This window comes from Ignisphaera sp. (assembly GCA_038735125.1).
Lineage (GTDB): Archaea > Thermoproteota > Thermoprotei_A > Sulfolobales > Ignisphaeraceae > Ignisphaera.
In genome coordinates, this window is the sequence record JAVYNU010000007.1 from 79,403 (window position 1) to 96,673 (window position 17,271).

A 17,271-nucleotide genomic window follows, 5' to 3' on the forward strand; every position below is an offset into this window, starting at 1 on the left:
TATAATGGTCGATCACACTATAAATGACAGGGCAAATACTAAAGACGTTATCAGCTTTAAGAAGTATTTGGAGAGCAACTATTTTAGAAAGGTTTTCGGATCAGATGGATGGCCTATTGTGGTAGCAGGTATTTTAATAGGTTTAATAAATGTTGTATCATATGTATGGGTTAAGAAGCCTTTTACTGTGTATACAGGGTTTCTAAACTGGGGGCAGCACATATATAGCTTACTAGGCTTGAGCAGTCTAGCGGATACGCCTAAGACCTCGCCTCTTCTAGACCCTACAAGTGCTGGCGATATAGGGGCTATTTTAGGTGCTATGATAGCTGCTATACTATCTAATGAATTCCGTTTACGGGGGGTAGATAGACTAGGAGTTATTGAGAGTATTGTTGGGGGTGTTTTAATGGCTCTGGGAGTTTCAATGTCGTTTGGATGCAACTGGGGAGGCTTTTTATCTGCTATAACATCTTGGAGTCTACATGGATATGCATTCCTATTAGGAGCCTTAGCAGGTGGCTATCTAGGACAAAGATATGTGCTGTGGAGAGCTGAGAAAACATTTAGACTAGAATCAAAAGTTGATCTCTCGATAGGCTCCGGCTATGAGAGAAAGCGTGAAGCTGGCCAATATGGCGTATTGTTGGTTATACCACTAACAATAATAATTTTAGCATCTATTTACTACGCCTATATGAAAAGCTATATGATTGGTGGATTACTAATAGGCGTAACCATGGGCATGATACTACAGAGAGCAAGATTCTGCTTTGCAACAGCATTTAGGGATTTGTTTGGTGGCCCAGAGGCTCTAAGGGCAATCAACATTCATAAGGGAATTGCTGTAGCAATGCTTGTAGGGGCTACGGGTGTTTTTGCACTAAAATACATGGGTTTGGCTGATATATGGATACTTGTCTCACCTGTTTATATAACTAATGTGATTGGAGGAGCCATATTTATATTTGGAGCTATTATGGTTGGTGGTTGTGCATCGGGAATTCTATGGCGTATAGGCGAAGGCCATTTGAAAGCACTGATAGGATTGATATCAACAGTTTTAGCATATCCAATGTTTGTCAATATTATTAGCAAGCGCTTAGTTACATACCCAAGAATCTTTATGCCAGGTGCGGTTGGCTGGATTGCTGCATATGCAATATTCATAATATTCATATCTATATATCTAATGCTTCTTCTCTATCAAGAGTATAGACTGCAGAGAGAAAGGGGCTTGTCACAACGCTAATCCTTTTACGAATTCCAATTTCCTTTTTATCCAACTTTCATAGTTCAAAACCCATCTAAATTTGTTTTAGAATCTACAGACATGTCGCAAGCGTTACATTAAAAACACTTGTATAGCTATTTTGAGTTTGGGTGGCTCTATGGCTAAGAGTAATTTGGTGCAAATTGCAAGAGCTTTAATATCATTGGTTAGAAGTGGTTGGATGCTAAGGGGTGTTCCCAGTGGTATTGCCGAGTCTGTTGCTAACCACAGTTTTCTAACAGCATATATATGCATAGAGATTGGCAGTAAAATTGAGGGCGTTAACATAGGCAAGCTTGTTCTATACTCTCTTCTACACGATGTTAGCGAGGCTTTTACTGGCGATATTGCTAAGGTGGTTTCTCTTCGTGTTGGTGCTGTGAAGAAGGAGTTGGAGTTAGATTTAATTGAAGAGAATGTTGATAATCCATTGGTTAAGAAGATGTTTAGAGAGTATTTAGAGCAAAAAGACTTTGAATCTAAAGTAGCTAAGCTATGCAATTATATAGCCACATATCTAATAGGGTTAGAGTATAAGAGACTGGGCTACAAAGTCGATGATATAATAGACAACACCTATAGAGATATCATGGAAATGACTAAAAAATATAATTTAGAGGAGATTGTTACTGAACTTCTCAACAGCTAAAGCTATGGTAATGGACATGTGAAGATAATTCTGTTTAAAGGTCTCTGCTTTAAATATCTCTGCTAGATAGATTCATTAAAACTATACAATGCTTTGGGTACATATATACAGATCTTTTATCGGTCTATATACGGTTGGTATGCTTAGTCCATAGTATACATGCCTAGTTGTTTTAGGTGGGTACACACTCTTTCTGATATGCGCCATTTCTATGATGCTACGTTTTGATGTGTGTATATCCTTTCTAAGTGAATATACATCCACATAGTTTTGTAGATAATTTTTGTAGATAATCTACAAGAAATGTTGCTGCACATTTCACACCAATTTTCTTAAGGGCTTCTACTCTGTGGTGCCCATCAAGAATAGTTAGAGTCCTTACATCGACTATTATCGGGTACTTCAAATATCGACTAACTTTCATCTCTTTTGCAATAAGCTCAACTAAATCGCTATAAACATCTTCATGTGGTCTAAGCATTTCTATGGGTATGTCGTATACCCTTAAACTATCTTTGTATGGATTAAAATGAGATAGTTTATCTTTGCCAAAGGCTCTGATTAGAAAGGGCAATGTGTCTATATCTAAATCCATTGGCATGGCCTTCCCAAGACTAGCTTATATATCTAGATAACTGCTCTACATACTTAAAGCCGTGGTCTGGGAATATGAGGATGTAGTCACCTTCATCAAGAGCCCCCCTTTCTACAAGTTTTCTATAGGCCATGTATACAGCCCCACTACTCAGCCCTATCAATATTCCATCTCTTCTAGCAACTTCTATAACGCCCTTGGCAGCCTCGTCAGGTTTAATATCTATTACACCATCTATTTCCACATGGTGTACCCACTTCATACCGCTTTCAATTCTTCTAATGCCTTGGATGGCAGTCCCCTCTGCAGGTACAACACCATAGACCTTAACCCCGCTGAATCTGTTTTTGAAGTATAGGGCTATGGCTGACATGTGTCCAGATGTGCCTAAGCCCCCTATTATGGCCTTGGGCTTTATCCCAGCCTCTCTTATTTGAATCTCAAGCTCTTTAGCTGTATACCTTAAGTGAACCTCGAAGTTTGCATCGTTGTAAAACTGGTTTAGGTGTATAGCACCCTCAGTTTTTGCGACAGCCTCGACTTCGTCTATGAGATCTACTGTCAACGGTTTTGGTGATCTAACAACTTCTGCACCAAAGATTTTTAGAAGAAGTTCTCCCGTTAGAGAAACTGTTGAGGGTATATATGCTCTAAGCTTAGAGTTGTGGATATTAGACATAGCAGCTATAGCAAGCCCTGTATTTGTTGATGTGGACTCCACCAAAAGACCTAGCTGAAAACTGCCAAGTCTCTCAGCAGCCTTTCTATACATATACCATCCAATCCTATCCTTAACACTCATACTCCAAGGGTTAAAGCCTTCCAGCTTAGCCCACACAATCCTGCCGTCAACGGAAGATCTTGGCAACCTTACCAAAGGTGTTGGCCAATTTCTATACAAAAGCTCTTCAGTATCAGCAAAAACTCTGTACCTACTCGGATTAATTTCATCGAAAAAGCCCAGCCTTTCAAGAGGGACAAACGTGTTTTCTGCAGAGCCACGTGATACAGATATGTATTTAACCCCCAGTTTCTTTAAAGCAGCGCATAGCTTAGCATTTTCAACAACCCTTCCACTATCTACATCAATGGCTACTGTTTTGTCGACACCACCCTTTCTAAGAATCTCGCTTACAATAGCTATAAACTCTTCGAGCTCTAGTCTATCGCTGCAAACCACTTTACCAATATCTTCTAGATACACAAATTTTGATCACCAATAACAATGTTAATGGGCCAGGAATAAAAAGCTTTTCGGCTTAAAAAGCGAAACAAAGGTTTTGGTATAGGCCTTGGGGCTGTCTTCACATAGACAAGCTTTATATTTCTATTTGTATAAATATGTTATTGGTGTTTAGATTGAGTAGCAGAATACCCTTGCCATATAGCCCAAAAGTGCTAGAAATATTCAGAAATCCGAGAAATCTTGGGCCACTAGAAGATGCTAATGTTGTTGAAATGGCTGGTAGCCCTGCATGCGGAGATATGATAAGGCTCTATCTAAAAATTGTTCATAGAGATGATGGTGACTATATCGAGAAGGCCTCTTTTGAAAGCTATGGATGTGCAGCAAACATCGCTGCTGCTAGTATTTTAACTGAAATGATTATAGGGAAAAAGGTTGAGGATGCTTGGAAAATATCGTGGAAGCAAATATCTGATGAGCTCGGAGGCCTTCCACCAATAAAATATCACTGCAGCATTCTTGCTGTAGGCGCTTTGAAAAGAGGTATAAGAGCTTACTATAAACAGCTTGGCTATAACCCACCGTGGCTTCCAAAGGATTTGACTGCTGAGGAGAGGCAGGTTTTAGAGGAAGAGGAGATGATGGAGAGATACTATAAAGCGATGAAGGCCTTGAGCGGTGAAAGCCGATGAGAGAAATCGATTTGAGATACATCCCAACATCATGCACATCGCATCCAGTTATAGTCTTAGCCAACACCCTTAAGGATCTGGAGAGAGAAGGTGTTGAAAAATTCAAACTCATTTTCAATGTTGATGACATTCCTGTAAACGCCATAAAGTTCTTTCTGTCTAAACATGGCTATTGTGTTGAAGAGGAGAGTCCTTTAGACAATAGATCAATGTCTGTTCTAGCCAGTAGATGTGGGAAGAGATGATGTCTATAGCTCAAAAAGTTAGAGAGCTCTTGAAGTCCCATGGAAGCCCCTCTAAAGAGGTCTACTTTGATTTGGAGAACAGTGGTTTTGTGCCGCAAGAAGTTGTTGAGGCTATGATACCATATTTTAATAGAATTGGCTATGGACATCCATCAATAACACACAAACCTGGTTGGGAAGCTCTTGAGGTTGTATATGAAGCTAAGGAGTTGTTGGCCAAGACTATAGGCGCTTCAGATCCAGACGAGATAGTATTTACACATAGCGGTACAGAGGCAAATAACTTAGCCATACTGGGCTATCTTCTGAAGAATAGGGGTAGAAAGGGTAAGGTTGTTGTATCTGCAATTGAGCATCTAAGCGTTATATTTCCAGCTCAATTCGCTTCAGAGCTATTTGGATTCAAAACAGTTTTAGTGCCTGTAGACAGCGAGGGCTTTGTTGATCCAGAGCTATTCAAATTGTATGTAGATAAGGAGACTGTTTTTGTCAGTATTCAAATGGTTAATCATGAGATTGGAACTATACAAAGACTGAAAGAGCTAATCGATATAGCGAAAAGTGTCAACCCCGATATTGTTTTCCACACAGATGCCGCTGATGCCTATGGGTGGATACCAATAGACGTTAATAAACTTGGGGTGGATATGCTTACAATCAGTAGCCACAAGATTCATGGACCTAGAGGAGTAGGAGCATTGTACATTAGAAAAGGAGTAGAGGTTGAGTCCCCTATAAAAGGTCAGCTAAGTGTTGAGAAGAACTGGCCTGGCGTTGAAAATGTTCCGCTTATAGCAGGTTTTAAGAAAGCCGTTGAGATAATGTTTAGCAACTTCAATTATAGAGTTGAATATGTTAAAAAACTTAGAGACAAGCTTATAAAGGGAATAATATCGTCTGTACCCCATACAATAGTCAACGGACCTATAAACGAGTATAGAGTTGCTAACAACGCCAACATAAGCTTTCTGTACATAGAGGGAGAAGCTCTAACAGTTGAGCTAAGCCTACGCGGAGTCTATGTATCTAGCGGAAGTGCATGTTCAAGTAGAGTCTTAGAGCCAAGTCACGTTCTACTAGCTATTGGAAGAAAGCATGAGGAGGCACACGGGAGTATACTGTTCAAGGTATCACACTACCACAGAGAAGAGGATGTAGATTACGCATTAGAGGTCATACCAAAAGCTGTTGAAAGACTTAGAAAAATGAGTGCATGGAAACAGTAAAACGAGTTGATGAAAATGATTAAAAAGTCTTTTTGCGAAGAATTCATAAAGAAATACTCAACAACTCTAAGAATTGCAATAGCTCTAAACCTTGTCAAAAAATACAACATATCCCAATTCCAAGCATCAAAGATGACAGGTGTTCCGCAACCACTTCTCAACTACATCATAAACGGAAAGAGAAGAATACCAAGATTAGAAAAAATATTGAAAAACGCACAAATGTCTTCGCTGGTAGACGAGCTTTCAACTAAACTAATCAAAGGAGAGGAGCTGGACATGTGTAATGTATGCATAAGAGTAAGGGATGTGCTAGGAATATCACATCCATTAACAGAAAAATCCGAAACCAGCTAGATCTATAAATTGCGATCCCTAAAATAAATCAGCACACCTTCTAGATATGCTTTTTAATAAGGTTTTCAACGTATTTCAATATAGTATCGTCATCTAGTATACTAAGAATCTTTATGTGTATTGGGATATCCATTTTGGCTCCAGCAGCCGTTTTATGGCCCCCGCCTCCAAGGGCCACAGCTATTTTTCTAACGTCGAAGCCTCTGCTCCTCAAGCTTATTTTACCGCTTCTATCAACAACTATGGCTATGTCGGCATCTGCTATGCTCATAGCTCTTGAAGCTAAAATGCTGTTCTCAACCTTCTGGTTTTTGAGTATGATAGCAACTTTGATTCCATTTTTCTCGAAGACTCTCATAGAAGGTTTTTTGCTAAGCTCTTTAACCTCTTCTTCAAAACGCTCGATCACCTTCTCCTCGAACTCCTCTGTCCATATAACCCCTTTCGAAAGTGTTTCATACACATATTGTCTCCATGCATCTGGGTCTCTTCTTCTGATTAGCCTCATAAAAAATGGTGATAATCTGTGGTCGAATCTCCAGAGGTCGGCTCCGCACACAGCGTCTACAAGCCCTTTGACGAATGCCTGGTCTACTAGTCTAGTGGGCGTGGCATATCTTGCGACAACACCTGTTGCACAAGTTGATCTGTCTATGAATAGCTTTGCACCAGCATCCCCAATTCTCTTGATCCAATCATCTTCCCACACATGGTGATCAAACCAAACAATTTCAGCGTCTTTGTTGCGTAGAAGCTCGATGACACCAACAACAAAATCTATGGTATCTGTGTTTGGACCAATATCAAATATTGCCACATGCTTTGGCCTCTTCTTGTAGACTCTATACAAAGCTTTTTTGAGGTTGTACGGCTCAACAAAAACAACTTTGTGGTTGTCGCCAACAAGATATGTGTAGAGAGCTGCTGCTGCCACACCATCGGCATCTGTATGGGTTATTATGTAGCTCAAATCCTGGCCCCTCCAAATCTCTGCATTTGCTTGTCAGCTGATATTGTTTTGCTTTGTGAAAATAATGTGGGTAAAAATCTTGTAGTCTACTGGATGTCGAGTACAAGCTGGCCCAGTGGGCTTCTATATTTAAGCTCTTTTAGAGCTTCGTTAGCTTCTCTAAGCCTATAGAGCTTCACAGTAGGCTTCACACCGTATTTCGATGCTATTTGAAGTGCTTCTCTAACATCTCTTCTAGTAACATTTGCAACACTCTTCACCTCTCTCTCATGCCACAGTAGACTATATGGAAGCTTCTCAATGTCGCTCATATATATCTCAGCCAAAACAACCCTGCCACCCTTATCCACTTTTTTCAAAGCCTCTATGAACACCGATGAGACTGGTGCATAGACAATAGCTGCATCGAGTGGTCTTGGAGGAGTCTCCTCTGTTTTTCCTGCCCAGTCAGCACCGTTTTCCACAGCTTTGGATATTTTCCATGGGGAGCTTGTAAACACATATACTGTTAGACCCACTTTCTTAGCCATTTGGAGAACAAGATGGGCGGCAGCGCCATAGCCGAAGAGGCCCAGAACACCTTCTCCACGGTCAAGAAGACCTGTGAGCCTCAGTGATCTATATCCGATAGACCCTGCACACATAAGTGGCGCAGCATGTTCATCCTCTAAGCCACTTGGTATAACATGTACAAAATCTGCTGGAGCAACCATATACTCTGCATACCCGCCATCAACAGAGTATCCAGTGAATAAAGCACTGTCGCAGAGGTTCTCCAAACCCCTTCTACAATACCTGCAAACACCACATGCTCTATAAAGCCATGGAACGCCAACCCTATCACCTTTCGAGACGTTGGAAACCCTCTCGCCAACCTCAACAACGTATCCAACAACTTGGTGACCTGGTATAACGGGAAGCTTTTTAGGGGGCAGCTCACCCTCGACAATATGGAGATCAGTTCTACAAACACCACATTTGGAAATCTTAATCAATACCTCATCTTCTCCAGGCTTTGGAGTCTCAACATCTGTATACACAAGGGGGTTTTCATCTATGGGCCCCGGCTTATAGAGCACCATTGCCCTCATAAAAACAAAACCTGTAGCAATTCTAGCTTCTAAAACTAAAAACTGTTTTACTAATAACATCTACCACAGTTTCAAAATCGCTGATAGAGGTCCCGCTTTTTCTGATAGCCTCTAAAAACCTTTTGTCTAATCTGTAGACATTGCATAGATTAGTAATGTACTTACCATCTTTCAATCTAACTGGCTCTACATCAAATATGTGCATCTCTCTACAATAAATTTTAACAGAGCCAATCTCATATCTTTCGAACTCGCCCCACACATCTCTGGTGAATATTGCAACTGGTGTTGAGCTCCACACAGTGTTTGGTATTGCTAGCCCCTTTCTCTTAAAGATTCTAACAAGAAGATCTGTATACACCTTCTCAGAGTTTTCACATTTAGCTATAAATGCTTTTAGCTTGTCTCCTATCCCCAGCAACAGTATATCCCCACCTCTTCTCTCAACAACCATAGCAAAGCTCCTTGCAGTATTGACATCATTGAACAAAACAACTTTGTTTGTCATCATAAAACCTCTGAATCTCTTTGAAGCATAGAACTCTACCCACCTGTAGAGCTTACCAACAACAATAGCTATAGCCTTAAATGTAGAGAAGCTATTTTCAGATGCGTCAACAGTCATCATGCATCAGCTCGTGGAATAGTCATCACAGTTTGGTTGTGGTAGAGAAATAAAAACTATTTATGATTGCATATGGGTTTTCTGATCAATTATATCCTTCATCCATTTAGGAATAGAAAAATTATCGACGTGTTTGTCAGGGGTGTACGGCTTTATGTCTATAACGGGGGTATCATTATACAAATCTATTCCCTCCACAAATATCTTATTCCCATCGATTCTAATAAGCCTTGGGATTGAAATGGCTATTGGATTGGGTCTATGCGGAGAATTCGATGCAAATACACCAACTGTTGGCAGGTTGTCTAGAGGCGCACCAAATCTTCTTGCAAACCCTCTTTGCTTAACCAACAACACCTTTCTTTGATCCTCTCTCACCTTGTGGAGATATGCCACCACTATAATATGCGAGTATTCATCTAGGCCCTTCAGCCCATCTACATAATCGGGAAGAATCTCTATAACAGCATCCACACCTTTCTCAGATTTTGAGACAAATTCATCTGGATAGCCATGTCTTATAATACCAATGGGCTTTAAGATAATTGTGTATTCAGCCAGCCATCCTACGGTCATTCTGTCCACCAGCTCACCTTTCTCATCATTAAAAATAATTAAAAAATAATTTTGTTTAAGCTTCTTGAAGTTCCATATATGTGAGCGTCTTTAGAAATGCTATTCTCTTGTATATCGGTGGATGAGTTGCCAAAATCTCTTCAAGTCCTATGAAAGGCTCTGCAAATGCATAAATAAATAATGCTTTAATCTTGCTACCCTCAAGTCTTGTAAAAGCTCTTTTATTCACACTATAGTATCTATCTAAAGATTGGAGTGCCGAGATCATAGCATTTGGAGATGTCACTTTGGCGCCGTGAACATCTGCATAGTATTCCCTCATTCTGGATAGCGCCAACACAATAATTTGTATAATGACGCTGACAATGATAAGTGCTATCCCTATCAAGACCAGTAGGAACCCTCCTGACTGGCTTCTCCTATTCTCAGAGCCACCATCTCTATACATACCCGTTGTTATGCCTGCGAACATTAGGAATCTGCCAAGGAAGTATATAAACGATGGGAACATTCCAAATATCAGCATAATGCTGTTATCTCTGTGCTTGTGGTGCCCAAGCTCATGCCCAATAACAGCCTCTAGCTCATCAGAACTTTTCACAGTGTTTAGAAGCCCTCTTGTAATCGCTACATACCTGCCCATCAACGGGGATGAATATGCAAATGCATTTGGAATAGCTATGTCGGCTACCATAGCCTTTGGAGGGTCTATGCCAGCCCTCATAGCAACCCTATCAACAATTTTTTGGAGCTCTGGATCGTGTTTACAGCCATAGGAAATGTTTATCAAGGCTGGTGATATGAGCCACGATATAAAGGATGGTATGATGGCGAAGGCCAGGGCGAAAGAGGCTATAGCTAGCGTTGCTTGATACCCAATTAGATATGCTATAGCTGTTACAACAAGCATCGTGGCCGCTATAACACCTGCTGATGTTGCTAGCATAGAGCTTTTGAGGTGCTCCAACCCAGCAGGAATCCTGTTCCTAACCATTCTCTCAAGGGATGCCCCAGCCAAGATTAGAACGGCTATCGAGACTATATATGCTAGGAGATCTACTAGAAGCCAGCTCCAATAGAATGGTGGGAGCCCGTAGAGGGGTACCGCAGATGGATACACAATAGATATTATGATGCCTATGAGAGATATGACTAGTAGCATAACTGCGATAACGCTTATAATATACAGTACCTTGCCTTTCAAGGCCATGCCAACCACCTTCATATACACTAGATTCTAGGGTATTTAGATAGCGCCTTTATTAAGTTTACCACATCTTATTGTATACAGTGTTTTATAGAGGTGCATCCATTGAAACTACGATGCATGCAGGAATACATTAGAGAGGAGTATTTTGAGAGAGATAGTAGAAGGGGGCTATACGCAACATTCACATGGCTTGTTGAAGAGGTTGGCGAATTGGCGGACGCTATTTTGAGTGGGGATAGAGACAATATCGAGGAGGAGCTGGCAGACGTTATAGCATGGACGCTGAGTGTAGCTAATCTTCTTGGGGTAGATGCTGAAAAGGCGTTTCTGAAAAAATATGGTGGGGCCAGAAAATGTGTTGAGGAATCATCTTCTCTTGGACAAAAGCCTTAGAATCTTTTTATGCGTATTCAAATCCTTGTCCGGCTTTCTAGGCTCTATATGTATATACACAAAGCTGTTTAGATGCCTCGCTATATCATTTTTTATATCCTCTATAACCTGGTCAACATCCTCCATACTGAGGCTGGGGTCAAGCTCAACATCCATGAAGATGGCGTATCTGTTTGGCTCTAGAACAAGCGTCTTCACAGAGTTAACATCTCTCACAGCTGGATTAGACAAAGCTATTTTCACAGCTCTAGCAATGACATGTGAGGGGGCGGATCTATACACCAAGACATTTATATTCTCAGCAATCATTTTGACTAGATATGCAACAAGCAGAACGTTGAGCACAAGAGATGAGATACCATCAACATATGCAAACCTGTTTGAAAGTGCTAGAGAGGCTATGGCTATACCCTCTCCAACCACATCATATATGTTCTCAGCTATTATATAGCTTAGAAGAGGATTTTTATACCCCCTCTCATAGACAAACCTGCTGCTATCTCTCGCCGCTAAGAAAGCTACTGAAAGATCTATAGCCATTGATACAAACATTAGAAGAAGACCTAGCTGAGTATTTTCAATTCTTGATGGGTGGAGAAATGCATGCAAGCTCTCGATAAAGCCTATGACAGCTATAGAGGCTAGTGCTAGAAGACCTATTGCAAATCCAAATACATAGATATACATCCTCTTGCCAAATGGATCAAAAGACTCTTCTTTGCCAAAGGCAATTCTATTCCCTGTAAAGGCAAGACCACTGTTAATCAGATCTCCAAAGCTTCTCAGAAGCTCTACAAAGACAGCTGTAGATCCTGTTGATATTGATGCAACTGTTTTTAGAGCGAGTATAGCTATATTTGATAGAAAAGCTATTTTGGTGCTCTTCAAATCAATTATAGACACCAGTCAAAATAAAAGTATGTGTGGTTTGCTTATAAGCTTAAAACTAAAAGATTCGAAACTTATGCCTTGGAGGGTTGTTAAATGCCACAGTATTTTACAGGAGTTGATGTACCTGCATACACTATCGCTACAGTCGTTGGCATAGTGCTTTGTTTTTGGGGGCTTCAACTATCAAGATTCATAGCATCTATAACATTTGCATCTATTCTAGGCTATCTAACATATGTTTACACATTCAAAGCGTTTGCAAGTATAGCTCTCTCAATAATATTCATGTTGCTTGCCATTGTAGTGGGCTTTATACTAGGATTCATTCTATTCAGAGCCTCGCTATCGATAGTATTTGGATATGTCATTGCATCTATCCTAGTTAGAGATGTTGCAAAGAGCAAAGAATTGGTATTGCTGATTATACTGACAATAATATTCTCTGTCCTAATATATATTCTGAGCAAATATTTTCTTGCACTATTATTTGCTGCAACAGGCTCAGCATTGATATACAAGAGTCTTGCTGTTCTCGGGCTACAAAGTACCATAGCTTTTTTGATAGCTATTGTAGTAGCTGTTGTCGGTCTGTATAATCAGCTTAAAAGGAGGATCTAACTCTTTTTATCCTCTTCTCCAAGATCCCGAAATTCTTTCTTAATAGACTCCTGGAGTTCTTTAATCTTCTTAGCATGCTCCAAAGCCTTATCAATGAGATCCTTACTAGCCTCAATACCACGTCTAACAAAGTAGGCAACAGCCTCGCTTCTACTCCTAAAAATACCTATATCAACAAGCTTATCAATAATCTCAAGCTCTCTCTTACCAATCCTTGTAGACACAACCTCTGTAACCCTCCTAGAAATACTCTTCAAACCCTCTTCAATAGCCTCATCAACCTCTCTAAAAACACTATCAAGAGATTTTATAACATCGCCAAAAGATCTGATAAAAACGCTTGGCTTTTCCCCAAAACTTGGAATAGATATGAATATACTTGTGCCAAGGCCTCTAACCCTCTTAAACAATTCATTTAAACGCTTTGAAACACTATCAACAACATTGTTTATAGTCTCTTTAAAGTCGTTTAGAATAGCATCAAGATTTTCCTCATCAATGTTCCTGCTCAGTTCCTCGAGATCCTCTAGAGAGTCTCTAAGCTTCATTATGATTTCTCTGGATCTTTCTTTCCAGAGCTTGTATGCCTCTCTAACCTCTCCCTTGTTAAGCAAGTCCTCAATATTATTTACAAGCTCTTTGAACTCTTCTTCAAAATCCTTTATCACTTTCTCGAGTCTTTTTCTAAACTCTTCACTCATATGTAACACCAGTTACATGTAACTCTAGTTACAGTTATTAGATTAGACACTTTATAAAGCTTTATATATTTGGGTAAGTAATTCTATTAAAGGAGTTTGATTATGCTCAAAACAAAGCATATTTTTTTACTAGTAATAGCATTGATTGCTCTATCTACTTTATACGTTAACCAAGGTTCATCTCAAAGTGGGTTATACATCAATTGGTTTGTTTATGAAAATCCTTCTCCGACAGATGAAAGGCCATTTTCTGTATGTACACTAGGAAAATACATCTATGTGGTTGGATATGATGCGACTAAGATAAACTATGGTTATAGAGTTGAAAAGAGATTAAAGGATAATGGTGCTCTTGTCAAGGTTTGGCAGTATAACCCTACAGTAAGAGATGATGTTCTATTCGATTGTCTTGCATTGAATAACACAATATATGTTATAGGAATTGAAGGTGCATTGGTGTTTCCAAGTGCAACAGACTTTGGAAAGATTGTTGTTATTGCTCTTGACCAAGACCTAAATATTTTGAAGTATTTTAAGATGAATATCACAGGCTTTGCCACATCTATTACAACAGATGGTATTTATATCTATGTTGGGGGTTTCTATCAAAAGAATATTGATAGGGGATGGTTTATAGCAAAGCTTACTCAGAATCTTGACTTGGTAAAGCTTGTTCTCTATAAACCCTCTCTATCCGATGATTATATCTACCAGATAAAATTTGATAGAGCTAGCAATATGCTTTGGATTGTTGGTTTGGAGGGAGGTATGTATGCATCGGTAGCATATGTAGATGCAAACCTCTCTTTTAGAGAACCTGTAAAAGTATTGAATAACGAAATACTTGGCTCTGCATTATCGATAGATTTTGATGAGTATGGAAATAAGTATATATCTGTATATGGCTCTATGGGGAACAAATTCATTGGATTGATAAAACTTGATAAAAACAATAACATCGTGGCAACAGTGAATAGGTATTATGGACAGAAGGTGATGTGGGCGTGGGGAGCTCTGTATGTCATTCAAACAGATTCAAAGGTTTCTATAACGGTGCTTGATTCTAATCTTAATCAGGTCTACTCATATACAATAAATGAATCAACATACTGCAACCAATACCTCATGCTGGGGAATGTCGCTTTCGATGAAAACAACCTTTATTTTGCTGCAAGTCTTTGCCAATCAGGGGACAGTGGCTGGGGGATATACTCATCCAGACTTTTGATTCAAATAAGATATAACACCGTGACACAAAGATTAACACTAACGACAACGAGGATCCTTGAGAATACAGTAACGACAGTTAATTCATATACTATTACAGTTGTTAAAACCATACCACCAGAGACCATAACCTTTATTCAAAGCAGTACCATCTCGAGCTTAGCAACAACCACTATGACCATGCAAATGAACTTTACCATAACACAAAACAGTGGCTTTGAAACAAAAACAGTTATATTAACAACAACAAGTAGCGTAACAAGCATTGTGAGGGAAGTGGTTTATCAAACATTTACAGAAACTTTACCATCATCGACAGCCACCGTCACTATTACGCAATGGTGTACATACACAAAAACAGTATCGCCTAAAAGCCAAAACAATCTCGAATCTGTATTAGCTGTTACATCCACAGTAGCTGTGATTTTAGGTGTGTTTATTGTGGCTACCCTAAGAAAAAGAAACTGAATTTATAGACATGAATAGCATATTAAGCAGTGCTCGCCAATAAGATAGGGGCTACGCTAAATTCATTTGATGTCCTGGGAGACCTGGTTTGTGTGGAATAATAGGATTTGTAAAGAAAGGTGATAATGCTTCTCTTAGTTGTATTGAGATTCTTAAGCAAGGTTTAAAGAAACTTGAGTATAGGGGGTACGACTCTGCAGGTATCGCTGCTTTAACCAAGAATGGTATAGTTGTTGTGAAAGATGTTGGCACTGTTGACAAGCTTTTTAGCTATCCAGAGCTACAGTCAGTCGAGGCCAATGTCGCTATTGGTCACACCAGATGGGCTACACATGGAAGGCCCTCGAAGATTAACGCACATCCCCATACTGATTGTGAAAAAGGCATTGCTATTGCTCACAACGGCATTATAGAGAACTACATTGATTTGAAGAGGCTTCTATCTATAGAGGGCCATGTCTTCTCAAGTGAGACTGATAGCGAGGTTATTGCCCATCTGATTGAGTATTTCAAAAAGGCTGGTATGAAACCTTTTGAAGCTTTTAAAAAGGCTGTTTCAATGCTTAGAGGATCCTATGCTATAGTCGCCATAGATTCTAGCGAACCAGACAAGATATTTTTTGCTCGAAACGTCTCCCCACTATTGATAGGCATTGGTGAAGGGGTAAAGTTTGTCTCAAGCGATCTAACAGCATTCATCAAGTACGCGAAAAGTGTTATAGTTCTGAAGGATGGTGAGGTGGGGTACATATCCCCGGAATCCGTACACATCGAATCTATTGATGGAACGGTCATAGACATTTCCAGCAGGATTAGCAACATCGATGCATCTATACAAGATGTTGACAAAGGTGAGTACCCTCATTATATGCTTAAAGAGATTATGGAGCAGCCCTACGCCCTTGCACAGACATTTTCATCCCTTCAGACACAAGATTTATCAGACATTTTGAGGGAGCTTGAAAACGCTAGAAGAATATACATAGTCGCTGCAGGGACATCCTATCACGCATCATTGTTAGGGGCAATATCATTCAAGAGGTTTCTTGGGATAGAGGCAGAGGCTCTCATATCATCAGAGTTTAGGGTTATTTCCAGAGCTGTTAAATGGGGCGATGTGGTTATTGGTGTTAGCCAGTCTGGAGAGACAATAGATACTCTACTCGCTTTGAGAGAGGCTAGAGAAAAAGGGGCTAAGACAATAGCTATTGTAAACAACCAGTTTTCTACAATAGCAAGAGAGTCAGACTATGTAATACCGATGAGGGCAAGTCCAGAGATAGCTGTTGCAGCAACAAAGACATTCACATCACAAGCACTCACAATGCTGTATATAGTAGCCAAGTTAGCTGAAAGAACATCGATTATAGATGTTGATGCCAAGGCCATGATTCAAGGGATTAAGATGAGCTATGAAATCGCTGGAAGCATTCTTAGTACAACCCAAGACATTTCAAAGATTGTGGCAAGAAAACTAATGAACAAGCAGTCAGCATATTATTTGGGGAGGGTCTTCGGCGTCCCGTTAGCTATGGAAGGGGCCCTGAAGCTGAAGGAGATAGCATATATACATGCAGAGGCATACCCAGCCGGAGAGTCAAAGCACGGCCCGATAGCGCTAGTCGAAAAAGACTTCCCAGTCATATTTGTCTACATAGGCTTCTTAGACGAGTATATAGAGGGCAATATAGAGGAGATGAAGGCTAGAGAAGCATGGATAGCCACAATAGCACCTGAAAACATGGTACATGGTAGTGTGGCCAGATACAGTAACACAATAATCAAGATGCCTAGAGCACCACTAGAAACAAGGCTAATCACATACATAATACCCCTACAGCTAATAGCATACTACACAGCAGTGGCAAAGGGTCTGGACCCAGATAAGCCTAGGAACCTAGCAAAGACAGTTACAGTAATATGAATGATGTTTTAAAAAGTAGGAACAGCCTTTAGCTCGTGAATTTCAAAGGTAATTGACGCTGTAAAAACAGCTAGCATTTAAGACAGTTCTTCGCTAGCTACTCTAAAATGGCTTTGATCCAAAGTGTAGACCTCTTTGGCTTGGATGCGAGGTATATGTGAAAAAAATGATTTGGTAAACAAACTTGGACAACATGCTTTTATGATGAGAACATTTCTCTTAGGTATGTTGCTACAATTAAGTTGACAAATCTTCCATGCCTCTCATCAAGCTTGTGTCCTACACCATTTATTCTTATTGAGATTACGGGTACTCCGTAGTCCTTTAATTTCTTTGCGTATGTTTCTCCCTGGT

General features: G+C 39.9%; 19 protein-coding genes. 10 read left to right on the forward strand and 9 right to left on the reverse strand.

All coding sequences use genetic code 11. The features are described 5' to 3' along the window. Positions 1 to 4 precede the first annotated feature (4 nt). Both QW284_07940 and QW284_07945 read left to right on the forward strand, forming a co-directional pair. Positions 5 to 1,252, forward strand: coding sequence for a YeeE/YedE thiosulfate transporter family protein (locus QW284_07940; GenBank protein MEM0339594.1), 1,248 nt, complete (start codon positions 5 to 7; stop codon positions 1,250 to 1,252). A 139-nt stretch (positions 1,253 to 1,391) separates the two neighbouring features. Beyond that, the gene (locus QW284_07945; protein ID MEM0339595.1) at positions 1,392 to 1,922 is read left to right on the forward strand and encodes an HD domain-containing protein; all 531 of its coding nucleotides are present in this window, start codon (positions 1,392 to 1,394) and stop codon (positions 1,920 to 1,922) included. Positions 1,923 to 2,166: 244 nt separating this feature from the next. Here the strand turns inward: QW284_07945 and QW284_07950 are convergent, their stop codons facing one another. Both QW284_07950 and QW284_07955 read right to left on the reverse strand, forming a co-directional pair. Next, positions 2,167 to 2,523 carry a ParB N-terminal domain-containing protein gene (locus QW284_07950; GenBank protein ID MEM0339596.1) on the reverse strand — a complete coding sequence of 119 codons (357 nt, stop codon included), beginning with the start codon at positions 2,521 to 2,523 and terminating at the stop codon, positions 2,167 to 2,169. 13 nt (positions 2,524 to 2,536) lie between these two features. Then, positions 2,537 to 3,721: a pyridoxal-phosphate dependent enzyme gene (locus tag QW284_07955; GenBank protein ID MEM0339597.1), complete on the reverse strand. Its 1,185-nt coding sequence runs from the start codon at positions 3,719 to 3,721 to the stop codon at positions 2,537 to 2,539. A 155-nt stretch (positions 3,722 to 3,876) separates the two neighbouring features. Here QW284_07955 and QW284_07960 point away from each other — a divergent pair, with 155 nt between their 5' ends. From QW284_07960 to QW284_07975, 4 genes are read left to right on the forward strand one after another with little or no spacing between them, the layout of a single operon-like run. Continuing rightward, positions 3,877 to 4,395 carry an iron-sulfur cluster assembly scaffold protein gene (locus tag QW284_07960; GenBank protein ID MEM0339598.1) on the forward strand — a complete coding sequence of 173 codons (519 nt, stop codon included), beginning with the start codon at positions 3,877 to 3,879 and terminating at the stop codon, positions 4,393 to 4,395. Next, the gene (locus QW284_07965) at positions 4,392 to 4,640 is read left to right on the forward strand and encodes a hypothetical protein (GenBank protein ID MEM0339599.1); all 249 of its coding nucleotides are present in this window, start codon (positions 4,392 to 4,394) and stop codon (positions 4,638 to 4,640) included. The genes QW284_07960 and QW284_07965 overlap by 4 nt, the downstream gene beginning before the upstream one ends. Then, entirely contained in the window at positions 4,637 to 5,866 is a 1,230-nt protein-coding gene (locus QW284_07970) for a cysteine desulfurase family protein (GenBank protein MEM0339600.1), read from the forward strand. The genes QW284_07965 and QW284_07970 overlap by 4 nt, the downstream gene beginning before the upstream one ends. 15 nt (positions 5,867 to 5,881) lie before the next feature. Next, entirely contained in the window at positions 5,882 to 6,223 is a 342-nt protein-coding gene (locus QW284_07975) for a helix-turn-helix transcriptional regulator (protein ID MEM0339601.1), read from the forward strand. 40 nt (positions 6,224 to 6,263) lie between these two features. Here the strand turns inward: QW284_07975 and QW284_07980 are convergent, their stop codons facing one another. The 5 genes from QW284_07980 to QW284_08000 all read right to left on the reverse strand — a co-directional run bounded on the left by QW284_07980 (position 6,264) and on the right by QW284_08000 (position 10,695). Further along, positions 6,264 to 7,193 (reverse strand): DHHA1 domain-containing protein, encoded by a 930-nt coding sequence (locus QW284_07980; protein MEM0339602.1) that lies wholly within the window; start codon positions 7,191 to 7,193, stop codon positions 6,264 to 6,266. Between the two features lie 86 nt (positions 7,194 to 7,279). Then, entirely contained in the window at positions 7,280 to 8,284 is a 1,005-nt protein-coding gene (locus QW284_07985) for a zinc-dependent alcohol dehydrogenase family protein (GenBank protein MEM0339603.1), read from the reverse strand. Between the two features lie 22 nt (positions 8,285 to 8,306). After that, entirely contained in the window at positions 8,307 to 8,909 is a 603-nt protein-coding gene (locus QW284_07990) for a hypothetical protein (protein MEM0339604.1), read from the reverse strand. Between the two features lie 60 nt (positions 8,910 to 8,969). Further along, positions 8,970 to 9,485 carry a tRNA (N6-threonylcarbamoyladenosine(37)-N6)-methyltransferase TrmO gene (gene tsaA, locus QW284_07995; protein MEM0339605.1) on the reverse strand — a complete coding sequence of 172 codons (516 nt, stop codon included), beginning with the start codon at positions 9,483 to 9,485 and terminating at the stop codon, positions 8,970 to 8,972. A 55-nt stretch (positions 9,486 to 9,540) separates the two neighbouring features. Beyond that, positions 9,541 to 10,695: a zinc metalloprotease HtpX gene (locus QW284_08000; GenBank protein ID MEM0339606.1), complete on the reverse strand. Its 1,155-nt coding sequence runs from the start codon at positions 10,693 to 10,695 to the stop codon at positions 9,541 to 9,543. 102 nt (positions 10,696 to 10,797) lie between these two features. Here QW284_08000 and QW284_08005 point away from each other — a divergent pair, with 102 nt between their 5' ends. Then, positions 10,798 to 11,088, forward strand: coding sequence for a MazG nucleotide pyrophosphohydrolase domain-containing protein (locus tag QW284_08005; protein MEM0339607.1), 291 nt, complete (start codon positions 10,798 to 10,800; stop codon positions 11,086 to 11,088). Here the strand turns inward: QW284_08005 and QW284_08010 are convergent. Beyond that, positions 11,062 to 11,976: a cation diffusion facilitator family transporter gene (locus tag QW284_08010; GenBank protein ID MEM0339608.1), complete on the reverse strand. Its 915-nt coding sequence runs from the start codon at positions 11,974 to 11,976 to the stop codon at positions 11,062 to 11,064. The genes QW284_08005 and QW284_08010 overlap by 27 nt on opposite strands. Before the next feature lie 96 nt (positions 11,977 to 12,072). Between QW284_08010 and QW284_08015 the strand changes: the two genes are divergently transcribed. Then, positions 12,073 to 12,597 carry a hypothetical protein gene (locus QW284_08015; GenBank protein MEM0339609.1) on the forward strand — a complete coding sequence of 175 codons (525 nt, stop codon included), beginning with the start codon at positions 12,073 to 12,075 and terminating at the stop codon, positions 12,595 to 12,597. Here QW284_08015 and QW284_08020 read toward each other — a convergent pair. Continuing rightward, on the reverse strand, positions 12,594 to 13,298 hold the full coding sequence (locus QW284_08020) for a ribbon-helix-helix domain-containing protein (GenBank protein MEM0339610.1): 705 nt from the start codon (positions 13,296 to 13,298) through the stop codon (positions 12,594 to 12,596). The genes QW284_08015 and QW284_08020 overlap by 4 nt on opposite strands. 102 nt (positions 13,299 to 13,400) lie before the next feature. On the opposite strand from QW284_08020, the gene QW284_08025 reads away from it, so the two are divergent. Next, positions 13,401 to 14,993, forward strand: coding sequence for a hypothetical protein (locus QW284_08025; GenBank protein ID MEM0339611.1), 1,593 nt, complete (start codon positions 13,401 to 13,403; stop codon positions 14,991 to 14,993). A gap of 88 nt (positions 14,994 to 15,081) precedes the next feature. Further along, entirely contained in the window at positions 15,082 to 16,917 is a 1,836-nt protein-coding gene (glmS, locus tag QW284_08030) for a glutamine--fructose-6-phosphate transaminase (isomerizing) (protein MEM0339612.1), read from the forward strand. Positions 16,918 to 17,271 lie beyond the last annotated feature (354 nt).

Bases quoted from the DNA above. Each gene is read 5' to 3' on its own strand.
- QW284_07940 (MEM0339594.1), top strand. From the start codon at position 5: ATGGTCGATCACACTATAAATGACAGGGCAAATACTAAAGACGTTATC.
- QW284_07945 (MEM0339595.1), top strand. From the start codon at position 1,392: ATGGCTAAGAGTAATTTGGTGCAAATTGCAAGAGCTTTAATATCATTG.
- QW284_07950 (MEM0339596.1), bottom strand. From the start codon at position 2,523: ATGCCAATGGATTTAGATATAGACACATTGCCCTTTCTAATCAGAGCC.
- QW284_07965 (MEM0339599.1), top strand. From the start codon at position 4,392: ATGAGAGAAATCGATTTGAGATACATCCCAACATCATGCACATCGCAT.
- QW284_07970 (MEM0339600.1), top strand. From the start codon at position 4,637: ATGATGTCTATAGCTCAAAAAGTTAGAGAGCTCTTGAAGTCCCATGGA.
- QW284_07975 (MEM0339601.1), top strand. From the start codon at position 5,882: ATGATTAAAAAGTCTTTTTGCGAAGAATTCATAAAGAAATACTCAACA.
- QW284_07985 (MEM0339603.1), bottom strand. From the start codon at position 8,284: ATGAGGGCAATGGTGCTCTATAAGCCGGGGCCCATAGATGAAAACCCC.
- QW284_07990 (MEM0339604.1), bottom strand. From the start codon at position 8,909: ATGACTGTTGACGCATCTGAAAATAGCTTCTCTACATTTAAGGCTATA.
- tsaA (MEM0339605.1), bottom strand. From the start codon at position 9,485: ATGACCGTAGGATGGCTGGCTGAATACACAATTATCTTAAAGCCCATT.
- QW284_08000 (MEM0339606.1), bottom strand. From the start codon at position 10,695: ATGGCCTTGAAAGGCAAGGTACTGTATATTATAAGCGTTATCGCAGTT.
- QW284_08015 (MEM0339609.1), top strand. From the start codon at position 12,073: ATGCCACAGTATTTTACAGGAGTTGATGTACCTGCATACACTATCGCT.
- QW284_08020 (MEM0339610.1), bottom strand. From the start codon at position 13,298: ATGAGTGAAGAGTTTAGAAAAAGACTCGAGAAAGTGATAAAGGATTTT.
- QW284_08025 (MEM0339611.1), top strand. From the start codon at position 13,401: ATGCTCAAAACAAAGCATATTTTTTTACTAGTAATAGCATTGATTGCT.